The organism is Janthinobacterium sp. 13, assembly GCF_002749695.1.
GTDB lineage: Bacteria > Pseudomonadota > Gammaproteobacteria > Burkholderiales > Burkholderiaceae_D > Janthinobacterium > Janthinobacterium kumbetense.
On sequence record NZ_PEEQ01000001.1, the window covers coordinates 322,010 to 334,984 of the forward strand.

13 protein-coding genes are annotated in these 12,975 nt (G+C 67.3%); 7 read left to right on the plus strand and 6 right to left on the minus strand.

Annotation, left to right across the window (positions count from 1 at the left end; translation table 11 throughout):
• Positions 1-10: 10 nt before the first annotated feature.
• Positions 11-1,138, minus strand: coding sequence for an efflux RND transporter periplasmic adaptor subunit (locus CLU94_RS01305; RefSeq protein WP_257218638.1), 1,128 nt, complete (start codon positions 1,136-1,138; stop codon positions 11-13).
• A gap of 163 nt (positions 1,139-1,301) precedes the next feature.
• Between CLU94_RS01305 and CLU94_RS01310 the strand changes: the two genes are divergently transcribed.
• Both CLU94_RS01310 and CLU94_RS01315 read left to right on the plus strand, forming a co-directional pair.
• Positions 1,302-2,051 carry a response regulator gene (locus CLU94_RS01310; protein WP_099664299.1) on the plus strand — a complete coding sequence of 250 codons (750 nt, stop codon included), beginning with the start codon at positions 1,302-1,304 and terminating at the stop codon, positions 2,049-2,051.
• A complete protein-coding gene (locus tag CLU94_RS01315) occupies positions 2,051-3,136 on the plus strand; it encodes an ATP-binding protein (protein ID WP_099664300.1) in 1,086 nt (361 codons plus the stop codon). The genes CLU94_RS01310 and CLU94_RS01315 overlap by 1 nt, the downstream gene beginning before the upstream one ends.
• On the opposite strand, the gene CLU94_RS01320 is transcribed toward CLU94_RS01315, so the two are convergent.
• Positions 3,137-4,024: a LysR family transcriptional regulator gene (locus CLU94_RS01320; protein ID WP_099664301.1), complete on the minus strand. Its 888-nt coding sequence runs from the start codon at positions 4,022-4,024 to the stop codon at positions 3,137-3,139. It abuts the gene before it with no gap.
• Positions 4,025-4,139: 115 nt separating this feature from the next.
• On the opposite strand from CLU94_RS01320, the gene CLU94_RS01325 reads away from it, so the two are divergent.
• Together CLU94_RS01325 and CLU94_RS01330 are read left to right on the plus strand one after the other, a co-directional pair.
• Positions 4,140-5,138: an aldo/keto reductase gene (locus tag CLU94_RS01325; protein WP_099664302.1), complete on the plus strand. Its 999-nt coding sequence runs from the start codon at positions 4,140-4,142 to the stop codon at positions 5,136-5,138.
• Between the two features lie 121 nt (positions 5,139-5,259).
• A complete protein-coding gene (locus CLU94_RS01330; protein ID WP_099664303.1) occupies positions 5,260-5,898 on the plus strand; it encodes an NAD(P)H-dependent oxidoreductase in 639 nt (212 codons plus the stop codon).
• A 60-nt stretch (positions 5,899-5,958) separates the two neighbouring features.
• Here CLU94_RS01330 and CLU94_RS01335 read toward each other — a convergent pair whose 3' ends face one another.
• From CLU94_RS01335 to CLU94_RS28285, 3 genes are all read right to left on the minus strand, one after another.
• The gene (locus tag CLU94_RS01335; protein WP_099664304.1) at positions 5,959-7,269 is read right to left on the minus strand and encodes an ATP-binding protein; all 1,311 of its coding nucleotides are present in this window, start codon (positions 7,267-7,269) and stop codon (positions 5,959-5,961) included.
• Complete coding sequence (locus CLU94_RS01340; protein WP_099664305.1) at positions 7,263-7,928, minus strand: response regulator transcription factor; 666 nt, start codon at positions 7,926-7,928, stop codon at positions 7,263-7,265. The genes CLU94_RS01335 and CLU94_RS01340 overlap by 7 nt, the downstream gene beginning before the upstream one ends.
• Positions 7,929-8,005: 77 nt before the next feature.
• Positions 8,006-8,182: a hypothetical protein gene (locus CLU94_RS28285; protein ID WP_180278550.1), complete on the minus strand. Its 177-nt coding sequence runs from the start codon at positions 8,180-8,182 to the stop codon at positions 8,006-8,008.
• A 249-nt stretch (positions 8,183-8,431) separates the two neighbouring features.
• Here CLU94_RS28285 and CLU94_RS01345 point away from each other — a divergent pair, with 249 nt between their 5' ends.
• Positions 8,432-10,297: a LodA/GoxA family CTQ-dependent oxidase gene (locus CLU94_RS01345; RefSeq protein ID WP_099664306.1), complete on the plus strand. Its 1,866-nt coding sequence runs from the start codon at positions 8,432-8,434 to the stop codon at positions 10,295-10,297.
• On the plus strand, positions 10,294-11,394 hold the full coding sequence (locus CLU94_RS01350) for a tryptophan 7-halogenase (RefSeq protein WP_099664307.1): 1,101 nt from the start codon (positions 10,294-10,296) through the stop codon (positions 11,392-11,394). The genes CLU94_RS01345 and CLU94_RS01350 overlap by 4 nt, the downstream gene beginning before the upstream one ends.
• Positions 11,395-11,446: 52 nt before the next feature.
• On the opposite strand, the gene CLU94_RS01355 is transcribed toward CLU94_RS01350, so the two are convergent.
• Positions 11,447-12,025, minus strand: a complete 579-nt coding sequence (locus CLU94_RS01355) for a TetR/AcrR family transcriptional regulator (RefSeq protein WP_099664308.1) — start codon at positions 12,023-12,025, stop codon at positions 11,447-11,449.
• A 92-nt stretch (positions 12,026-12,117) separates the two neighbouring features.
• On the opposite strand from CLU94_RS01355, the gene CLU94_RS01360 reads away from it, so the two are divergent.
• Positions 12,118-12,966, plus strand: coding sequence for a siderophore-interacting protein (locus tag CLU94_RS01360; RefSeq protein ID WP_099664309.1), 849 nt, complete (start codon positions 12,118-12,120; stop codon positions 12,964-12,966).
• Positions 12,967-12,975: the final 9 nt, after the last annotated feature.

The following is a 12,975-nucleotide window of genomic DNA, read 5'->3' on the forward strand; positions in this document are numbered from 1 at the left end:
ATATGGTGCATCAACGCGCCCTGGCGGCAGCCGCCGTTGCCACGACGGCGGGTTTCCACGGCTGCGGCGCGGCCGTGGCGCCCGGCTGCAGGCGTTCCTGGCCTTCGATGACGACGGTTTCGCCAGCCTTCAAGCCGCCGTTGACCACGTACTGGTGCTCGATCACGTCGCCCACGCTGATGGGTTTAAGACTTGCTTTGTTCGTGCCATCGAGCACCCAGGCCTGCGCCTGGCCGCCGCTGCTGTGCAGGACGGCTTGCTGCGGCAACAGCACGCCATTCGCCTGCACGGCGCGGGCGATGCGGGCGCGTACGAACATGCCCGGCAGCAACTGGCGCTGCGGATTGTCGACCAGCACGCGGATGACGGCGTCGCCCGTGCCCGCATCGACGCTGATGCCCGAGAACAGGATGCGCCCCGTGACGGGATGCGGCTGGCCATCGGCGCCCAGGATGGTCACGGGCAGCTTGTCCGCGCCGCCCGTTCCCGACGCTTGCAATGCCGCCAGCGCGGCGGCCGGCTGGCGCACGTCCACATACACCTTGTCGATCTGCTGGATGCGCGCCATCGGCGTGGCATCGGCCAGGCCCACCAGCGCGCCTTCCGTCACCAGTTCCGAGCCGATGCGCCCGGCAATGGGCGCCTCGATGCTGGCGAAGGCCAGGTCCAGGCGGCGGCGCGCCAGGCTGGCCCGCGCCTGGGCCACGGTGGCCACGGCTTGCTCGCGCTGGGCCACGGCGTCGTCATACGCCTGGCGGCTGATGGCGTCCGCCTCCACCAGCGGCTTCAACCTGTCGGCCTGGCTGCTGGCGCGGTTGGCCGTGGCCACCGCATGCTGCAGGGCGGCGGCGGCCGAATCGACGTCCGCCTGGAACGGCGCCGGGTTGAGCTGGAACAACTTCTGTCCCGCCTTCACTTCGGCGCCCTGCTCGAACTGGCGGCGCAGCACGATGCCGCCCACTTGCGGACGGATGTCGGCCGTGCGGAAGGCGGCCACCCTGCCCGGCAATTCATCGCTGAGGACGACGGGTGCCGCTTGCAGCTTGAGCACCGTCACGGCGGCGGGCGGCGCCGCGCCTTCTTCCGGCGCGGGTTTGGAACAGGCGGCAAGGCTGAGCAGTGCCGCGGCGATCAACATGTTTTTCCTGGTGAGGTACTTTACTGGCATGACTTTTCTCTATGACTGATCCCAACCGGCGGTCCGGTCGACAGATAACAAGAGCATAGAAGGCCAACATGGATGTTCCGTCAAAGAAATGTGGAGATTCGATGGAGAGCGCGAAGAATGCTAGACTATTTGCATGAACTATCATCACAGCGCCAGCCAGCCCTCGTTTCTTGCCACCACACCCCCTTCCGCCCTCGTCCTGATCGCCGAAGATGAACCGCAAATCGCCCGCATCCTCGCCGGTTACCTGGAGCGCGACGGCTACCGCACGGCCTTCGCGCACGACGGCCAGGAAGCGCTGCAGCAGCACCTGGCGCTGGCGCCGGACCTGCTGCTGCTCGACGTGCAAATGCCCAGGGTCGATGGCTGGGGCGTGCTGGCGGAAGTGCGGCGGCGCGGCGAGACGCCCGTCATCATGCTGACGGCGCGCGACCAGGATGCCGACAAACTGGCCGCCCTGCGCGTGGGCGCCGACGACTACATCATCAAGCCCTTCAATCCGGCCGAAGTGGTGGCGCGCGTGGCGGCCGTGCTGCGCCGCTCGCGCGTGCGCCACCACCCGGTGGGCGGCCAGCGCCTGCGCTGCGGTCCCATCGACATCGACCAGGAAACGTATGTGGCCAGCGTGCTGCGCGACGGCGCGCCCGTGCCCTTGAGCCTGACCCTGACGGAATTCCGCCTGCTGGCCCACCTGGCGCGCACGCCGCGCCGTGTGTGCAGCCGCCTGGAATTGCTGGAGTCATGCATGCCCGAGAGCAACTCCATGGAACGCACGGTGGACAGCCACGTCAGCAAGCTGCGCAAGAAACTGGAAGAAGCTGGGGTGATGAACATGCCGGCCAGCCTGCGCGGCGTGGGCTACCGCCTGGAAAGCGACCTCTGATGCGCTTCACGGGCTTGAACCGGCAGATCGTGCTGTCGATGTCCGTGCTGATGGTCAGCGGCATCCTGATCATCTGGATCGGTTCCTGGACCTTCTTCGCCATCGCCTTCAAGATCGATCCCGGCATGCTGTCCGAGCCGGACGACTGGTCGCCGACGACGGCCGAATGGCTGTGGATCTTCGCCATCACCATCTTCGGCCTGGGCCTGGCCGCGTTTTTCGCCATCAAGCTCGCTTCGCGCATTCTCAAGCCGATCAATTCCGTGATGGACAGCGTGCGCCGCGTGGCGCATGGCGACCTGTCCGCGCGCGCCTTCGCGGGCGACCGCAGCCTGGGCGAGACGGCCATGCTGGTCGATGACTTCAACAGCATGGCCGAGCGCCTGCAGCGGGCGGCCAAGGAAAGCGAGACGTGGAATGCGGCCATCGCGCACGAATTGCGCACGCCCGTGACGATCCTGCGCGGCACCTTGCAAGGCGTCGTCGACGGCGTCTTCAAGCCCGAGGAAGTGCCGTTTTCCAGCCTGCTGGCGCAAGTCGAGGACCTGGGCCGCCTGATCGAAGACTTGCGCACCCTGAGCCTGGCCGACAGCGGCCACATGCAGCTGCGCATGGCGTGGACGGACCTGACCCTGGAAATCGGGGAAGTGCGCCGCCTGCTGGCGCAGGAGATGGAAGCGGCCGGTTTTACGCTGCAACTGCACCTGTCCGACCATCCCGTCTGCTGCGACGCGGCGCGCATCCGGCAAATCGTGCTGGCCCTGCTCGACAACGCGCGCCGCTACGCGCATCCGGGCTTGCTGCGCGTGCGCACCCGCGTGCAGGCCGGCCAGTACTACCTGAGCGTCGAAGATGCGGGTCCCGGCATTGCCGACGACCTGGCGCCGCACGTGTTCGAAGCGTTCCGCCGCGGCGACAGCGCCAGGGTCGACCTGAACGCGGGCAGCGGCCTGGGCCTGGCCGTGGTGGAAGCCATCGCGCGCGCCCACGGCGGCAGCGCCGTCTGCACGCGTGGCAAGGCGGGCGGCAGCCTGTTTACCATCAAGTGGCCGGTCGAGCATGGCGCCCCGCCGCCCGCCGGCTGACTACACGGGCGGGGCGCGCAGCATGTCGACGAAGGCGCGCAGCACGGGCGGCATCTGGCGCCGGCCCGGGTAGTACAGGAAATACCTGGGCGGCGGCGGCAGGCAGCGCTCCAGCACGCACGCCAGGCGCCCCGCCGCGAGATCGGCGCGCGCATCGGCCTCGTACACATACGCCAGTCCCGCGCCATCGCGGGCCGCGCGCAGCATCAATTCATCGTCGTCGAACACCAGCGGGCCGCCGACGGCGATGCTGACGGCTTCCCCTTCCAGCTCGAACTCCCACGCATACTGGCGCCCGCTGGGAAAACGCCGGCCGATGCAGGCATGGTCCAGCAAGTCGCGCGGCGTGCTTGGCGCCCCATGCACCGCCAGGTAGGCGGGCGACGCCACCACGACGAACGGTTGCGGCGCGCCCACGGGCACGGCGACCATGTCGGCCGCCACCTGCTCGCCAAAGCGGATGCCCGCATCAAAACCGTCGCGCACGATATCGATCATGCCGTCATCCGTCACCACTTCCACCTGCACGCGCGGATAGCGGGCGACGAAGCTGGCCAGCATGGGCGCCAGCAGCAGCCGGGCGGCCGGACGGGGCACGTTCAGGCGCAACTTGCCTGCGGGCACATCCTGCAAGGCGCTCAGGTCCAGCAAGGCATCGTCGATTTCGCGCATGGCCGGCGCCAGCCGCGCCAATAGCTGCTGTCCCGCCTCCGTCGGCGTGACGCTGCGCGTGGTGCGGTTCAGCAGGCGCACGCCCAGGCGCTCTTCCAGCGTCCGCAGCGCATGGCTGAGGGCGGACGCGGAGACGCCCCGTTCGAGGGCCGCCTTGCGAAAGCTGCGCAGGCGGGCAACGGCGGCAAAGGCCGTCAATTCATTCAGGTCAGCCATTATTCGGAAAACAATTCATGAGCAATATTCAGTAATACATGCAGGATTAGGCATCTTATCGCATGCTGTTGCTTCATCCATACTCCTCGCATCTTTTTTTGAAGAGGAGTGAAAAATGGAACACAGAACACTGGGCAAGTCCGGCTTGCGCGTCGCCCCCATCGGCCTGGGCTGCATGGGCATGAGCTTTGCCTACGGCGGCGCGGACGAAGCCGCCTCGCTGCGCGTGCTGCACCGCGCCGTGGAACTGGGCGTGACCCTGATCGATACAGCGGAAGTCTATGGCCCCTACGCCAACGAGGACTTGATAGGCCGCGCCCTGAAGCAATTGCGCGGCAAAGTCAGCATCGCTACCAAGTTCGGCTTCAAGATATTGCCCCACGGCCAGGGCGTGGAGCGCATGGCGGGCGTCGACAGCCGCCCCGAGCATATTCGCCAGGCGGTGGAAGCGTCGCTGTCCCGGCTGGGCATCGAGTGCATCGACTTGCTGTACCAGCACCGCGTGGACCCCGCCGTGCCCATCGAGGACGTCGTCGGCGCCATGGCCGGCCTGGTGCGCGCGGGCAAGGTGCGCCACCTGGGGCTGTCGGAAGTGTCGGCCGCGACTCTGCGCCGCGCCCACGCCGAGCACCCGATTGCGGCCGTGCAGTCCGAGTATTCGCTGTGGAGCCGCGACGCGGAAGCGGAGGTGCTGCCCGCCTGCCGCGCCCTCGGCATCGGCTTCGTGCCCTACAGCCCGCTGGGCCGGGGCTTCCTGACGGGCCAGCTCACGTCCAGCGCGATGCTGGCGCCCGACGATTATCGCCACAGCCTGCCCCGCTTCCAGCCGCAGGCGATGGCGGCCAACGCGCATCTGGTGGCAGAACTGCAGCGCCTGGCGGCGGCGCGCGGCGTCACGGCGGCCCAGCTGGCCCTGGCCTGGCTGCTGGCGCAAGGTGACGACCTCGTGCCGATACCCGGCGCCCGCAGCCTGGCGCACCTGGAAGAAAACGTGGCCGCCGCGCGTATCACCCTGGGCGACAGCGAGCTGGCCGCCATCGGCGCCGCCATTGCGCCCGCCAGTGTGCAAGGCGCGCGCTATCCGGACGTGGAACTTGCCATGCTTGGCCTGTAGACAAGCGTACTCGAGTACGCTAATTTGAGTACGAATACCGCTTCTTTTTGCCCGCCGCACTTGAAATGCCTGAATCCGCTATCATTTCCAATCTGAACTATTCATTATGAAAGGGATTTACATGTCCGCACTGCTCGAAACACTGCAATGGCGCTACGCCACCAAGAAAATGGACCCGACGAAAACGGTGCCGCAAGACAAGGTCGAGCGCATCCTGGAAGCCGTGCGCCTGACGGCCAGCTCCAGCGGACTGCATCCTTATGAAGTCTTCGTCGTGACGAATCCGGCCCTGCGCGAGCAGATCAAGCCGCATGCGTGGAACCAGGGCCAGGTGACGGATTCCTCGCACCTGCTGGTGTTTGCCGCCTGGGACAATTACACGGTGGAACGCATCAACGCGCGCTTCGACCTGGTCAACGAGGTGCGTGGCTTCAAGAATGAAGGCTGGGAAGCGTATCGCCAGCAAATCCTGGCCACGTATCCGCAGCGCGATGCCGAGACCAACTACCAGCACGCGGCGCGCCAGGCCTACATCGGCGTGGGCACGGCCCTGATCGCCGCGGCGCAGGAACAAGTCGATTCGACGCCGATGGAAGGTTTTGATCCGGCCAAGGTCGACGAGATCCTGAACTTGCGCGAAAAAGGCTTGCGTTCCGTCGTCATGCTGCCGCTGGGCTACCGCGCCGACGAAGGCGACTGGCTGGTGGACTTGAAAAAAGTGCGCCCTGCGCGCGAGCAATTCATCACCGAGCTGGCGTAAGCGCTACGCCAGTGCCTGAAAAGCGGATGCCCTGACCGGCATCCGCTTTTTTTTGTCCGCTCAGGCCGCCTGCGGGAAGCGCACCGTCACCTGCAATCCCCGCCCCGCCTCGCCGTCGGCCAGCGCGATATCGGCCTGGTGGTGCTCGGCGATGTGGCGCACGATGGACAGGCCCAGGCCGCAGCCCCAGGCGTCGTTGCCGTCGGGACGGAAGAAACGGTCGAACAGGCGCGCATGGTGCTGGCGCGGCACGCCAGGGCCGTTATCGGACACGCGCAGCAAGGGCCTGCCCTCTTCCACGGCCGCCTGCAAATCGACCCGGCCGCCCTGCTGCGTGTAACGCAAGGCATTGTCGATCAAGTTGTTCAGCAACACTTGCAAGCCGTCGGGATCGGCCTGCACCAGCACCCTGGCGGGCGGCGCTTCCACCACGCCCAGGTCGATGGCGCGGCTGTCGGCCAGCGCGCTATGGTCGCCCACGGCCGCTTCCAGCAATTGTCCCAGGTCCACCGTGTGCAGCTGGCTGGCCGTGAGCGCCGTTTCATGGCGCGCCAGGCTCAGCAACTGGCGCACCAGGTGCGTGCTGCGGTCCAGCCGTTCGTGCAGCCGCGCCAGCGCCACGCGCCGTTCTTCCTCGCTGCCGGCCCGTTCGGCCACCTGCAGCTGCAGTTTCAGCGCCGTCAGCGGCGAACGCAATTCATGCGCGGCATCGGCGACAAAGGTGCGCTGCGCCGTCAGCGCCGCCTCGAACTGCCCCATCAGGCTGTTGAGCGCCAGCGCCACGGGCCGCAGTTCGGGCGGCATGTCGTCGGCCGCCAGCGGCGTCAGCGCGTCCGGCGAACGGCCCGCCACGGACTCGGCCAGCCGGTGCAGCGGCGCCAGCGCGCGTCCCACGACAGCGACGATCAGCAGCGCCAGGATCAGCGCGAACACCAGCAGGGGCGCGCCGGCCCGCATCGTCATCCGCCAGGCCAGCTGGTCGCGCACGGCCTGCGCCTGCGCCACCTGCACGTAGCGGCCGCGCCGGGTTTCGCCGTACAGGCGCCAATCCTCGCCGTGCAGCTCGACATCGGCGAAGCCGGCCAGCGCATAGCGCGGCAGTGCCGGCTGCTCCTGCAGGACGGGCAAGGGCTGGCCATCCTCGTCCCACGCCTGCAGCACGAACGCTTCTTCCGGCTCTTGCGCGGCGGCCAGTCCCTCCTGCGGCTCGAACTCGTCGGGCAAGGCCACGGCCAGCTGGCGCAGCTGCAAGTCGGCCAGCTCATTGGTTTCTTCCAGCAGCGAACGGAACAGGGAAATGCCGGCGCCCAGCACGCACAGCAGGGTGGCGGCCAGCAAACCGAGCAGCAATTGGCGGCGGATGGTCAGCATGGCGTCAGCCGCATCTTGTAACCCACGCCGCGCACGGTCTGGATGCAATCCGCACCGAGCTTCTTGCGCAGCTGGTACACGTACACGTCGACGGTATTGCTTTCCACTTCGCTATCCCAGCCGTACAGCTTTTCGCTCAGCTGGCGCTTCGACACCACCTTGCCCGGATGGTCGAGCAAGGCGCGCAGCACGGAAAATTCGCGCGGCGGCAGCTTGATCAGCTCCCCCTCGAACGTGACGTCGTGGCTGGCCAGGTCGAGGATCAGCGCGCCATGCTCGATGACGGAGCGCGAACGGCTGACGCGGCGGCGCAGCAGCGCACGGATGCGCGCCAGCAGCTCGTCGAGGTCGAACGGCTTGACCAGGTAATCGTCGGCGCCGCTGTCGAGCCCTTCCACGCGGGCCGGCGTGCCGTCGCGCGCCGTGATGATCAGCACGGGCAACTCGGCGCCCCGCGCGCGCATGGCGCGCAGCACGTCCATGCCCTCCTTGCCGGGCAAGCCCAGGTCCAGCAGCATCAAATCGTAGGCGAAGCCGGCCAGCGCCAGCTCCGCATCGTGGCCATCGCGCACCCAGTCCACGGCATAGCACTCGCCGCGCAAGCCCTCGACCAGGCTTTCCCCGATCATCGGATCGTCTTCCACCAGCAACACGCGCACGCGGGCCTCTCAAAGTCTTGAAAAAGCCACCATCTTACCTTGACTGGCGCCGCGCCGCAGGGGCTGCCGCGGTAGCCTTACCTGGACCCGGACCCGCGGAACGGTGGGATATTGCCTTCTTGCGGATACAGCGCCACGCCTGTCGCAAGCGGTGCCGCCGCAGCGAGCGCCTCGCCGGGCTGGGCCGCTTGCGATACGGGCAGAAAGGCCAGCAGGGATACCACGCCAACACAGAAAATAGCCTTGATTTTCATATCATTCCTTCAAAGGTTGCATAGAAAAATATCGGATCAATACATTATTTCGTATATTGATAAACAGGCAATGCCAGCCCAAGATAGCTACATGCCGGCAACAAGTCAATCTCCGCAGCAACTGAATTGCTCCCGTGTCCGCCCATGCCAGGCATGGCGTGAATTCGCGATACCGTGACTATGTGCGCATTTGGCGCGTTTTTTATGCGGTATATTTTCCTTCCCTCCACGCATCTGGAAAGGCATGCCATGTCCAGTTCCACCCAAGATACCGTCATCGTCAAGGCGGCGATTTATCCGCCCATCGGCATTGCCCGCGTGGGCAACAGCCCCAGCGAGTACTTTATGGGACCGGAGGTGCCGGAACCGGCGCCGCGGCCGGCCGGCTATTACCGCGATGCGTCCGGGGCCATCAAGCGCCAGGCGGCGGGCTTTCGCATCTACGGCTTGAACGCCGCCGGCGTGGCCGTGGCCGAGTTGAACGCCAGCAATGCCGACATCGAATGGTCCGTCACGCTGGCCAACACCAAGGCGGCGTGGTATCAGTTCCAGATCGCGCTCGACATTCCCGAGGCGAATGCCACCCAGCCCTCGTTCCTGCGCAACATGGCCGTCACGGACCGCGCGCAACTGTCCATCACGCCGGGCGAGCGCAAGATCGGCGGCAGCGAACAGCCGGCCGTCGCCTTCGACAGCGGCCGCTTCATGGGTACGCCCGTCTACCTGGGCGAGTTGCGCACGGACGCCATGGGACGGCTGATCGTGCTGGGCGGCCATGGCAAGTCCGCCTCGTGGAATGGCGCGCGCGCCATCACCTTTGCCAACAACGAAGGCTGGCATGACGACACGGCCGACGGCCCCGTCTGCGCCACGGTGCACTACCAGGGCCATGCCTTGCCCGTCGACATGGCCTGGGTGGTCGTCGCGCCGCCCGACTACGCGCCGCAGCAAAAGTCGGTGCGCACCATGTGGGACTTGATGCGCGACCTGTTTGTTTCTGAAGACAAAATTACCGCGCCTGCCGTTCCCTCGTTCCATGACGACATCCGTCCCATTTTCGAGCGCCTGTCCAACCTGCAATGGGTCAATGCCGGCTTCGCGGCCGCCTTCGGCTGGGATGGCAGCACGCCGTTCAGCCGCGACGAATGGATGGCGCGCCTGGCCAGTCCGTCCGAAAACCGCAAGGAGTGGCGCAACGTCATCTATAACCAGTTCCGCCAGTTCGAGCGCGACGCCTGGGCGCCGTCGCCGTGGCCGTGGCTGTATGGCGACGCGATGGCCATCCCGCCGGCAGACACGCCGCGCCAGAACTGCGCGCTGAGCAATTTGCAGTTGCGCTTCCTCAAGCAATGGGCCGACGGCAAGTTCACGGACGACTACGCGCCCGGCAAGACGCCGCCGCAAAGCCTGGCCGACGTGGAAGTGGCGCAGCAGCCGGACACCCTGCTGCGCGCGGCCATGGAATTCTGCCTGGCCGACGCCTTCCACCCCGGCTGCGAAATGACCTGGCCCATGCGCCAGGCCAGCATGTACAGCGCGCCGTTCCGCCTGGCGCACCGGCCGCCCGGCTGGGTGGAGCCGGATTACGGTGCGGTGTTGACGCCGGACAATATCGGCAGCCCCTGCTCGGCGCAGATCGCCGGCGGCGTCACGCGCTGGATGGCCGTGCCTTGGCAAACGGACACGGCCAGCTGCCGCTCCGGCTACCAATCCGACTACGATCCCTATGTGCCGACCTTCTGGCCCGCGCGCGTGCCGAACCAGGTGATGAGCAAGCTCGCCTACGACACGGTGATGAACCGGGAAGCCCCCACCGACGACCGCCTGGCCGCCTTCGCCCGGCGCGCCGCGTGGATACGTCCGCTGGGCAACATCAGCTATGAAGAGCAGATCAACAACATGATCGCCGACCTGGCGCAAGTGGGCGTGGTCGAGGTGCGCCCCGGCCCCACGGACGTGAGCGGCTTCCCCGCCTTCCTGCAGGTGGAAAACCTGCCGCAAGCGATCGCCGGCAAGCATACATTGCGCGCCGCGGCGCCCATACCGGACGAGTTTGTCGACGTCGACCTGGAAGGCACGGAAAAAGCGCGGCATCTGCAGCGGCACCGCTTGTGACGGTGCTGCAGGCCGACGTGCTCGTCGTCGGCGCCGGTCCGGCCGGCGCCACGGCCGCCCTGAACCTGGCGGGGCGGCATCGGGTCTTGCTGGTCGACCGGCTGGCCGCGCCGCTGGCGCGCATCGGTGAATCGCTGCCGCCCGCCGCCGCGCGCCTGCTGCAGGACATGGGCTTGCTCGACGCCTTCCTGCGCCAGGGCCATGCGCCCTACCACGGCAACCGCGCGTGGTGGAACGGCGCCTGGGCGGAACACCACTTCCTCAGCGACCCCGATGGCCACGGCTGGCACCTGGCGCGCGGCACATTCGACCTATGGCTGCGCGACGAAGCGCGCCAACGCGGCGCCGCCCTGCTGGCCTCGGCCAGGGTCGCGGACATCGCGCCGGACGATGGCGGCTGGAGAGTACGGCTGGAAACGCGGCACGGCACCTGCGACGCGGCGGCGCGCATCGTCATCGACGCCACGGGACGCAGCGCCCGGCTGGCCCGCAAAGCGGGCGCGCAGCGCCGGCACAGCGACCGGCTGATATCTATATGGCAATACGGACATGAACGCACGCCCTCCGCGCGGGGCTTTGCCCACATCGAGGCGTGCGAATACGGCTGGTGGTACAGCGCGCCCCTGCCCGGCCAGCGCCGCGTGCTGGCCCTGCATACGGATGCGGACTTGCTCGGCAACACCTCCCTGCGCGATGCCGGCTGGCTGGAAGCGGCGGCACGGCGCTTGCCGGCCACGCGGGAATTGCTGGAGCAGCAAGGTTACGGGGCCGATACACCGGCCCTGGCCACGCCCGCCCATACGGCCGCCCTGGACGCCGCCGCGGGACCGGGCTGGTTTGCCGCCGGCGACGCGGCCCTGAGCTTCGATCCGCTGTCGTCGCAAGGCATCTTCAACGCCCTGTACACGGGCCTGGCCGCCGCCGAAGCGGCCGACCGCACGCTGCAGGGCGACGCCACGGCTTGCCAGCAATACAATGCGGAACTGGCGGCCATCGGCGCGGCATACGGACGCCACCTGGCATACTGTTACGGCCAAGAAACACGCTGGCCATCGGCGCCATTCTGGAGCCGGCGCCGGCCGCTCGCGGCCCGCTGACCCGCCGGCCCGCAAAAAAATCGCTGCGCCGCCGTGCTGCCACGCGCTGCCGCTATGGCTGCATGGCCAGCGCCCCGATCACCAGCGCGCGCATGCCCAGGTCGAACTCGGCCTCGATGAGCGCATCGTCCTCTGCTTCCCAGGCGTCGCCGGCCGGCGCATACACGGTGTCGGCCAGGGCCACGCAGTGGAAGGCCACGGTCGACAGCAGCCAGCGGGCGCGCTCCCTGGGCAGCCGGTAGCTGTCCGCCACTTGCGCCTGGTGGGCGTCGATCCGGGCCAGCATGGCCGGCGTCGTCGCTTTTCTGCGCAGCAGGTACGGCGCCAGCCCCGGATGCGACTTGACCAACGCGCGCAGCGAGGCGCTGAAACGCAGCAGATAACCCTCCAGGTCGTCGTTGCCCGTCGCCGGAAGTTTCCATCGAACAAAAATTTCCTCGGCCACCAGTAGCTTGAGCGCCGCCAGGTTCGCCACATGCTTGTACAACGCCACATGGCTGACGCCGAGCAAGGTGGCGACACCGGTAAACGTCATGGCGGGCAGGCCCACCGCCATGCCGGCGTCGGCGATGCGTTCGCGCGTGATGCTGGGGGGACGCCCGGGGCGGGGCGAAGTGCTTGCAATAGTCATCGTTATGGTCCGTGGCGGCAGCTGCGTTGTCGGTTTCAGTTAATTAGTTTAGCATGGTGAAACTAATTACCCAATACCAAGGAGTACTTACCATGGCAACACCCGTAGAACAGCAATCCGGCGGCCAGCTGCGCAATGCCGAGCATGACCGCAGCCTGCATGAAGTCACGGCCGCCGTCAGCGCCATCGCGCACCCCGTTCCCAGCGTGCTGCGCGTCACGGCCCGCCTGGACCGTTCCGGCGACGATCCCCAATGGGCGCTGCCCAACGTGGCCTTCCGCATCCACCTCGACGGGCCGGCGTATGGCGGCGCGTCGCGCATCTACACCGTGCGCAGCTTTGACGCGCAGGCAGGCGCGTTTACCTTCGATATCGTGCGGCATGCACACGCGAGTCCGATGATGCACTGGGGTAACAGCCTGCACGTGGGCGAGGTCTTCCGCCTGACGGGGCCGCGCCCGCAGTTCATCGTTCCTGCCGGCGCCGAAAAGAAAATCGCCCTCTTCCTCGACGAAACGGGCATACCCGCGCTGTATGCCATGTTGCAGCAGTGGCCCGCCGGCGCGAGCGGCATCGGCTGGGTGGTGACGGATGATGCGGCCTCCTTTGCCGAGCTGCCCACCGTGCCGGGCCTGGCATTGCAACGCCTCGGCACGGCCCACGTGGCGCCGGACGGGCCGCTGGCGGCCCAGGCCAGGGCCTTGCAATATCCGCACGATTACGCGATCTGGGGCGCCGGCGAGCGCGATGAAATGCGCGCCATCCGCCAGCATTTTCGCGTCGACGCGGGCCTGTCCAAGGAACAGGTGCTGGTGGCAGGCTACTGGAAACGGGGCGTCAGCAACACGGACATCGATCTGCGCCGCCGGCAAAATTTCGAGCAGCTGATCGCCGATGGCGGCACCCTGGCCGATTTCGACGACTTGGCCGTCGAAGTGTGAGCAGCGCCG

What these genes read in the sequence shown, in the direction of transcription:
- CLU94_RS01305 (WP_257218638.1), bottom strand. Translation starts at nt 1,138, where the DNA reads ATGTTGATCGCCGCGGCACTGCTCAGCCTTGCCGCCTGTTCCAAACCC.
- CLU94_RS01310 (WP_099664299.1), top strand. Translation starts at nt 1,302, where the DNA reads ATGAACTATCATCACAGCGCCAGCCAGCCCTCGTTTCTTGCCACCACA.
- CLU94_RS01315 (WP_099664300.1), top strand. Translation starts at nt 2,051, where the DNA reads ATGCGCTTCACGGGCTTGAACCGGCAGATCGTGCTGTCGATGTCCGTG.
- CLU94_RS01320 (WP_099664301.1), bottom strand. Translation starts at nt 4,024, where the DNA reads ATGGCTGACCTGAATGAATTGACGGCCTTTGCCGCCGTTGCCCGCCTG.
- CLU94_RS01325 (WP_099664302.1), top strand. Translation starts at nt 4,140, where the DNA reads ATGGAACACAGAACACTGGGCAAGTCCGGCTTGCGCGTCGCCCCCATC.
- CLU94_RS01330 (WP_099664303.1), top strand. Translation starts at nt 5,260, where the DNA reads ATGTCCGCACTGCTCGAAACACTGCAATGGCGCTACGCCACCAAGAAA.
- CLU94_RS01335 (WP_099664304.1), bottom strand. Translation starts at nt 7,269, where the DNA reads ATGCTGACCATCCGCCGCCAATTGCTGCTCGGTTTGCTGGCCGCCACC.
- CLU94_RS28285 (WP_180278550.1), bottom strand. Translation starts at nt 8,182, where the DNA reads ATGAAAATCAAGGCTATTTTCTGTGTTGGCGTGGTATCCCTGCTGGCC.
- CLU94_RS01345 (WP_099664306.1), top strand. Translation starts at nt 8,432, where the DNA reads ATGTCCAGTTCCACCCAAGATACCGTCATCGTCAAGGCGGCGATTTAT.
- CLU94_RS01355 (WP_099664308.1), bottom strand. Translation starts at nt 12,025, where the DNA reads ATGACTATTGCAAGCACTTCGCCCCGCCCCGGGCGTCCCCCCAGCATC.
- CLU94_RS01360 (WP_099664309.1), top strand. Translation starts at nt 12,118, where the DNA reads ATGGCAACACCCGTAGAACAGCAATCCGGCGGCCAGCTGCGCAATGCC.